Source organism: Stenotrophomonas sp. 2YAF22, assembly GCF_052114665.1.
Classification (GTDB): Bacteria; Pseudomonadota; Gammaproteobacteria; order Xanthomonadales; family Xanthomonadaceae; genus Stenotrophomonas; species Stenotrophomonas indicatrix.
In genome coordinates this window covers 1-6,994 of the sequence record NZ_JBFRFE010000174.1, presented here as the reverse complement: position 1 = coordinate 6,994, position 6,994 = coordinate 1, and the positions used below count along the sequence as shown (strand labels likewise).

At 66.0% G+C, this 6,994-nt stretch carries 6 protein-coding genes; 1 reads left to right on the top strand and 5 read right to left on the bottom strand.

Annotated features, from left to right (window positions below; genetic code table 11):
• Positions 1 to 150: 150 nt before the first annotated feature.
• The gene (locus AB4Y84_RS09020; protein ID WP_025874259.1) at positions 151 to 747 is read left to right on the top strand and encodes an O-acetyl-ADP-ribose deacetylase; all 597 of its coding nucleotides are present in this window, start codon (positions 151 to 153) and stop codon (positions 745 to 747) included.
• 71 nt (positions 748 to 818) lie between these two features.
• On the opposite strand, the gene AB4Y84_RS09015 is transcribed toward AB4Y84_RS09020, so the two are convergent.
• From AB4Y84_RS09015 to AB4Y84_RS08995, 5 genes are all read right to left on the bottom strand, one after another.
• Entirely contained in the window at positions 819 to 1,931 is a 1,113-nt protein-coding gene (locus tag AB4Y84_RS09015) for an ABC transporter substrate-binding protein (RefSeq protein ID WP_442244423.1), read from the bottom strand.
• A gap of 135 nt (positions 1,932 to 2,066) precedes the next feature.
• Positions 2,067 to 3,071, bottom strand: a complete 1,005-nt coding sequence (locus AB4Y84_RS09010; RefSeq protein WP_442250018.1) for a class I fructose-bisphosphate aldolase — start codon at positions 3,069 to 3,071, stop codon at positions 2,067 to 2,069.
• A gap of 195 nt (positions 3,072 to 3,266) precedes the next feature.
• Positions 3,267 to 4,733 carry a pyruvate kinase gene (gene pyk, locus AB4Y84_RS09005; protein WP_025874257.1) on the bottom strand — a complete coding sequence of 489 codons (1,467 nt, stop codon included), beginning with the start codon at positions 4,731 to 4,733 and terminating at the stop codon, positions 3,267 to 3,269.
• 181 nt (positions 4,734 to 4,914) lie between these two features.
• The gene (locus tag AB4Y84_RS09000) at positions 4,915 to 5,583 is read right to left on the bottom strand and encodes an HAD hydrolase-like protein (RefSeq protein WP_442244424.1); all 669 of its coding nucleotides are present in this window, start codon (positions 5,581 to 5,583) and stop codon (positions 4,915 to 4,917) included.
• Complete coding sequence (locus AB4Y84_RS08995; protein WP_025874255.1) at positions 5,580 to 6,755, bottom strand: phosphoglycerate kinase; 1,176 nt, start codon at positions 6,753 to 6,755, stop codon at positions 5,580 to 5,582. Before AB4Y84_RS08995 ends, AB4Y84_RS09000 begins: the two co-directional genes overlap by 4 nt.
• Positions 6,756 to 6,994: the final 239 nt, after the last annotated feature.

Below are 6,994 nucleotides of genomic sequence, written 5' to 3'. Positions count from 1 at the left end.
TCGATAAGGCGCCGCCAGCCATCGTGCATGAACAGCGCGGATCGCAGTGCATGAGACGGTCATGACGCAGCATCGATGCCCTGTCCCGCAAGATGCGGGTGCAGCCAGCGTGGGCACGGCGYGCAACAACTACAGGCAGGAGACGGACGCATGAAGATCGAAGTGTGGCAGGGCGACATCACGGCCCTGGCGGTGGATGCGATCGTCAACGCGGCCAATGAATCACTGCTCGGTGGCGGCGGTGTCGACGGCGCCATCCATCGTGCGGCCGGCCCTGGCCTGCTGGCCGAGTGCGAGCGTCTGCCGGAGCTGCGCCCCGGTGTGCGCTGCCCGACCGGTGAGGTGCGCGCAACCGATGCCTATGCGCTTCCGGCACGACACGTACTGCATACGGTCGGTCCGGTCTGGCACGATGGCCAGCGCGACGAACCGGCATTGCTGGCGAACTGCTACTGGAAGTCGCTGCAGCTGGCCGAATCACTGAACCTGCAGTCGATCGCGTTCCCCGCCATCAGCTGYGGTGTGTATGGCTATCCGCTGTACCAGGCCGCACAGATCGCGGTCACCGAAACACTCGCCTGGCAGCGCAGCCACGCCCAGCCGATGCGGATCGTGCTGGTGGCGTTCAACACGGCGACCGCCAAGGCCTACCAGCAGGCACTGTCGGCCGCAGGCCAGGTCGCCGACAGCGGGCGCGGTTCGCTGCTGTCGCCCTTGGGCGATACCGGCTTCGTGCCGGCGCATTGAAACAACGACGGATGTGGAAAAAAAAGGCCGGGCATTGCCCGGCCTTTTCGTTTGCATCCGTTGCAGTGGCGTCAGTCCGTCGCTTCAACGGCGGCATCGGCGGTCGCCGCAGCAGCAGCTGATGCAGCGGCCGAAGCGGCGCCGTCGATCTGCACGCGTACTTCCACCATGCCCGCTTCATCGCTCAGGCTGGACACGTCCACGGTGTAGTGGCCGGCCGGCAGCGATTCTTCCACGCGTGCGTTGGTGCCGTTACCACCATCGTCATTGACCAGCTCCACGTCGCCGCCGACCACGCGCAGTACCGTATCCACCTGGCTGGAAATCGCGTCCAGGCGCACATCGGCCGCACGCGGCAGGCTCAGCAGGAAGCGGCGGCGGCCTTCGCCATCGAGCATGGCAAACACACTGCCGGTGTTCGGCAGGGAGGTGCCATCACGCATGACCATGTTGGCCGGCAGCTCGGTGCGCTTGGCCGTCAGTTTGAAAGCGCCGGTACTGTCTTCATCCAGGCTGCGCACGCGCAGGGTGTACTTGCCCGGTTCCAGCGGCATGCCGATGCGCGAATTGGTGTCATCACCGCCATCGTCGTTCTCCGACTGGACGCCGTTGCCATCCAGCTTCAGCACTGTATCGAACGCCTTCGATTCCAGGCGGATTTCGTACATGCCCGCCTTGTCCACCTGCAGGGTGTAATCCTGCGACTTGGAGACCAGCAGGTCGGCGATCTCACCTTCGGCCACCATCGGCTTGCCGTCATACGGCACCAGTTTCTCGGCGCGTAGGCGGTACGGACCGAAGGCGGAGGGGCCGTCGGCATTGATGGCCACCTGGTAGCTGCCAGTGCCGTTGGCGCGGAACGCCAGCGAGACGTCGTTGCCGCGCTCGTAAACCGAGTTGCTGCTGGCCACCAGCACGCCATTGTTGAACACGGCGATCGAGCCGCGCAGCGCACCGGTCAGCTTGATGCCGACCAGCTGCTTGTCTTCCAGCTTCAGCTGGTACAGCTGATGGTGGCTGCCATCGTTGAAATTGACGCCGCTGCGCGAGGTGATTTCGCCGGACACCGGCTTGTCGAACTCCAGCGAGGGGGCCTTGCCCACGTCCGTGCTGCCGCCCAGCCGGTTGCAGCCGCCGACAGCCAGCACCGTGGCAACGGCCAGCGTGATTGCTGTGATACGCATGTTTTTTCTCCTTGGCCTTCCATGTATGCCCCACGCACTGGCCTGGCGTGCGGGAGGCGGCAACGATACCGGCAAAAGCAAACGCCGGCGTGATGCCGGCGCTGCCTTGTTCAGTTCATGCTGCGCAACGACGGATCAGCCGTTCCACTTGCCCAGCGCGGCCTGGCCGTTTTCCTTGGCGCGCTCGTAGACGGTCTTCTGTGCTGCGGCGTAGTTGCCCTTCATGTCCTTGCCCCACAGCTTCAGTGCCGCCTGCTGCATGGCACGGCCATAAGAGAAGCTCAGCGGCCACGGCAGGTTGCCCATCTGGTTCATGGCGTTGAGGTGGGCGGTGGACTGCTCATCGCTCTGGCCACCGGACAGGAACACCACGCCCGGCAGGATCGCCGGCACGGTGCTCTTCAGGCACATCACGGTCGACTCGGCCACTTCCTCGACATCGGCCTGCTCGTCGCAGCCCTTGCCGGAGATGACCATCGAAGCCTTCAGGATGGTGCCTTCCAGCAGCACGTTCTGCTGGTACAGCGCGTCGAACAGCGAACGCAGGGTGGCTTCGGTGACTTCGTAGCAGGTCTCGATGTCGTGCTCGCCGTCCATGATCACTTCCGGCTCGACCATCGGCACCAGGCCGCATTCCTGGCACAGCGCGGCGTAGCGGGCCAGCGCATGCGCGTTGGACTCGATGCAGGTGCCCGACGGAATGCTCTCGCCGATGTTGRTGACCGCACGCCACTTGGCGAAGCGTGCGCCCAGCTTGTAGTACTCCTGCAGGCGCTCACGCAGGCCGTCCAGGCCCTCGGTGACCAGCTCGCCCGGGCAGCCCGCCAGCGGGTGCGCACCCTTGTCCACCTTGATGCCCGGGATCATGCCGTGGTCGGACATGTACTTGGCGAACGGCACGCCGTCCTTGGTCGACTGGCGGATGGTCTCGTCGTACAGGATGGCGCCGGAAATGTGCTCGTTGAGCTTCGGCGTGGTCAGCAGCAGTTCGCGGTAGGCGCGACGGTTCTCTTCGGTGTTCTCGATGCCGACGCTGGCAAAGCGCTTGGCGATGGTACCGGTGGATTCGTCGATCGCGATGATGCCCTTGCCCGGGGCAACCATGGCCTGGGCGGTTTCAGCCAGCTGTTCGATGCTCATGTACTTCCTGTGGCGGGTGCGGGAAAAACGTAAGTATAGCCCCGCTATCCGTTGCCCCGACGTGGAGGCTCGGATGGAACCGGTTCCACTGTCTGTGCGGGACAGGAAATGTCCTGCCGGATCGGGTCAGAGCCCCTCCGGGGATCTGACCCCGGGTCGGACCCGCGTAGCGGCTCCGACCCGACGCGATACGTCTTACAGGTCGCCGAGACCGCTGGCGCGGCCGTCGTCGCCCACTTCCAGCAGGCGCAGGGTATTGGTCGCGCCGTGGGTTTCCATGTGCTCACCGCTGGTGAACACGACGCGGTCGCCGGCCTGCAGCATGCCGCCCTCCACCAGCAGGCGGATGCTGCCGCGTGCGGCTTCGCGCGGGGTGAAGCCGCGGCTGTCGAAGTTGATCGGGAACACATCGCGCATCAGCGCCATCTGCCGGCGGGCGCCGTCGTGGCGGGTGACCGCGAACACCGGTGCCGAGGCACGGAAACGCGACAGGTAGCGCGCGGTACCACCGGATTCGGTCATCGCCACGATCGCGCGCACGCCCACGTGCTGGGACAGGAACATGGTGGCCATGGCAATGGCCTGGTCGGCACGTTCCAGGTTGCGCGGCGAAGCGCCGAAGTCGGTCTCGGTCTGGAACTGGCGCTCGGCGCCCAGGCAGATGCGCGCCATCGCTTCGACCGCCTTGACCGGATACGCACCGGCGGCGGTTTCGGCGGACAGCATCACCGCATCGGTACCGTCGATGACCGAGTTGGCCACGTCCAGCACTTCGGCACGGGTCGGGATCGGGCTTTCGACCATCGACTGCAGCATCTGGGTTGCGGTGATCACCACCTTGTTCTGTGCCAGCGAGGCCTTGATGATCTTCTTCTGCAGGCCCGGCAGTTCGGCATCGCCGATTTCCACGCCGAGGTCGCCACGCGCCACCATCACCACGTCACTGGCGTCGACGATCTCTTCCAGGTTCTCGATGGCCTCGGTGCGCTCGATCTTGGACACCAGCGCGGCGTAGCAGCCGTGCGATTCGGCGATCTCGCGCGCATCGTTCATGTCCTGCGCATTGCGGCAGAACGATACGGCGATGAAATCCACGCCGATCTTGGCGACGATGCCGATCAGTTCCTTGTCGCGCTCGGTCAGCGCGCCCAGCGACAGGCCACCGCCCTGCTTGTTCAGGCCCTTGCGATCGGACAACGGACCATCGTTGAGCACGGTGTTGATGATGCGCTCGCCCTGCACTTCCACCACCTGCAGCTGCATCAGGCCGTCGTCGAGCAGCAGCACGTCACCGGCGGTCACGTCCTGCGGCAGGCCGAGGTAGCTCACGCCCACCTGGGTGGCATCGCCGGGGCCGGCATCGGTGCTGGCGATCAGGTCGAAGCGGTCACCGGCCTTGAGATGCACCTTGCCCTCGGCGAAGCGCTCGATGCGGATCTTCGGGCCCGGCAAGTCTGCCAGGATGCCCACTTCCACACCCACACGCTGCGCGGCGGCGCGCACATCGGCGGCACGCTTGGCCTGGCCGGACGGGTCACCGTGGCTGAAGTTGAGGCGCACCACGTTGACGCCGGCGCGGAACAGATCCTCCAGCACGCCCGGCGGATCGGTAGCCGGACCGAGGGTGGCAAGGATCTTGGTGCGACGCTGACGCTCGAACATGATGGATGGGCCTCTCCCGTTAAAGGACGGAAATTAGCACATCCTTCACGTCCCATGTATACGGTTACAGCCTTGTGCTGTCTGACTCTGCGGGACATCGCACGGACATGTTCCGGACATACGCTGGTCGATGGCAGCGGAAACGCCGCCGGGCAAGGCCCGGCGCGCGGCATCGTCCAACTCAGGCAAGCAAGGCCAGCAGCTGCGCCGGATCACGGGCCAGCTGCCCGGCACCGGCCTCGGTCAGCTCCTGCTCGCCACCAAAGCCCCACAGCACGCCCACACTGCGCAGCCCGTGGTGACGGGCACCCTCGATGTCCATGCGGCGGTCGCCGATCATCCAGCAGTACTCCGGCGCCAGCCGCAGGCGATGCAGCGCCTCGCCCACCAGCTGCGGCTTGCTGCTGCGCGAGCCATCCGGGGTTGAACCGATCACGTCCTCGAACAGGTCACCGAACGGCAGATGCTCGACGATGCGGCGGGCATGCGGCTCGTTCTTGGCGGTGACCACCGCAAGGCGATGGCCGCGTGCGTGCAGCGCGCGTACCACCACTTCGATGTCCGGATAGATCGTGTGCTCGCGCCAGCCTTCCACGTCGAAGCGCTCGCGATAGAAGGCCACGGCCTGCTCCACCCGTTCGGCATCACCGAACAGCGGCGCGAACGTGGTGCGCAGCGACGGACCGATCCAGCCCAGCAGCGTTTCCTGCGAAGGCACCGGGTAATCCATCTTCTGCAGCGCATAGGCGATGCAGGTGGTGATGCCCACTTCCGAATCGATCAGCGTGCCGTCCATGTCGAAGAAGAGCGTTGCACGCTCTTCTCCATCCATCCGCGGATCGACGCTCATGCGCCGCGCGCGGCCAGGGCAGCCACCGCCGGCAGGGTCTTGCCTTCCAGGAATTCCAGGAACGCGCCGCCGCCGGTGGAGATGTAGCTGACCTGCTGGGCGATATCGAACTTGTCGACCGCGGCCAGGGTATCGCCACCACCGGCGATGGAGAACGCCGGCGAGCTGGCGATGGCGCGGGCCAGCGCTTCGGTGCCCTTGCTGAATGCTTCGAACTCGAACACGCCGACCGGGCCGTTCCAGACCACGGTGCCGGCCTTGGCGATCAGCTGTGCGTACTGCGCGGCCGTCTGCGGGCCGATGTCCAGGATCAGGTCATCCTCGGCCACCGCATCGACGGCCTTCACTTCGGCAGCCGCGTCGGGCAGGAACTGCTTGGCGGTGACCACGTCCACCGGCAGCGGGATATCCGCACCCCGCGCCTTGGCGTCGGCCACGATCTTCCGGGCGGTATCCAGCAGGTCCGGTTCGTACAGCGACTTGCCGACCTTGTAGCCGGCCGCCGCGATGAAGGTGTTGGCGATGCCGCCACCGACGATCAGCTGGTCGACCTTGCCGACCAGGTTGGCCAGCAGTTCCAGCTTGGTGCTGACCTTGCTGCCGGCGACGATGGCCAGCAGCGGCTTGGCCGGCGCATCCAGGGCCTTGGCCAGCGCATCCAGCTCGGCCATCAGCAGCGGGCCACCGGCAGCGACCGGGGCGAAACGGATCACGCCATGGGTGGACGCCTGCGCACGGTGCGCGGTACCGAACGCATCCATCACGAACACATCGCACAGCGCGGCGTACTTCTTCGACAGGGCTTCATCGTCCTTGCCCTCGCCAACGTTCATGCGGCAGTTTTCCAGCAGCACCAGCTGGCCCGGCTGCACGTCGACGCCGTCGACCCAGTCACGCACCAGCGGCACCTCGCGACCCAGCAGCACCGACAGGCGCTCGGCCACCGGCGCCAGCGAATCGGCTTCGCTCCAGACGCCTTCCTTCGGGCGGCCCAGGTGCGAGGTGACCATCACCGCCGCGCCCTGCTCCAGCGCGCGCTTGAGCGTCGGCAGGGAAGCGGTGATGCGCTGTTCGGAGGTGATGCGGCCATTCTCGATCGGCACGTTCAGATCCTGGCGGATCAGCACGCGCTTGCCGGAGAGGTCGAGGTCGGTCATGCGGACGATGGACATGGGCAACTCTTTGGCTCTGGAGATGGGATGCCGGCGTGCGGCAGACGGTCATTGTATCGGGTGGCGATGCCTGCGGCAGGCAGAGGCCAGCAGCAGGTGCAACAGCAACGGCAACGGCAACGGCCAGAGCGCTGGCGCTTCGTGGTGCTGTGGGTGGGCCGGGGTGGTATGGGTTGGCAGGGGACGCCGTAAACCCATCCCTGGGGGCTTGGCCGCGGCATCCATGCCGCGGACACCCC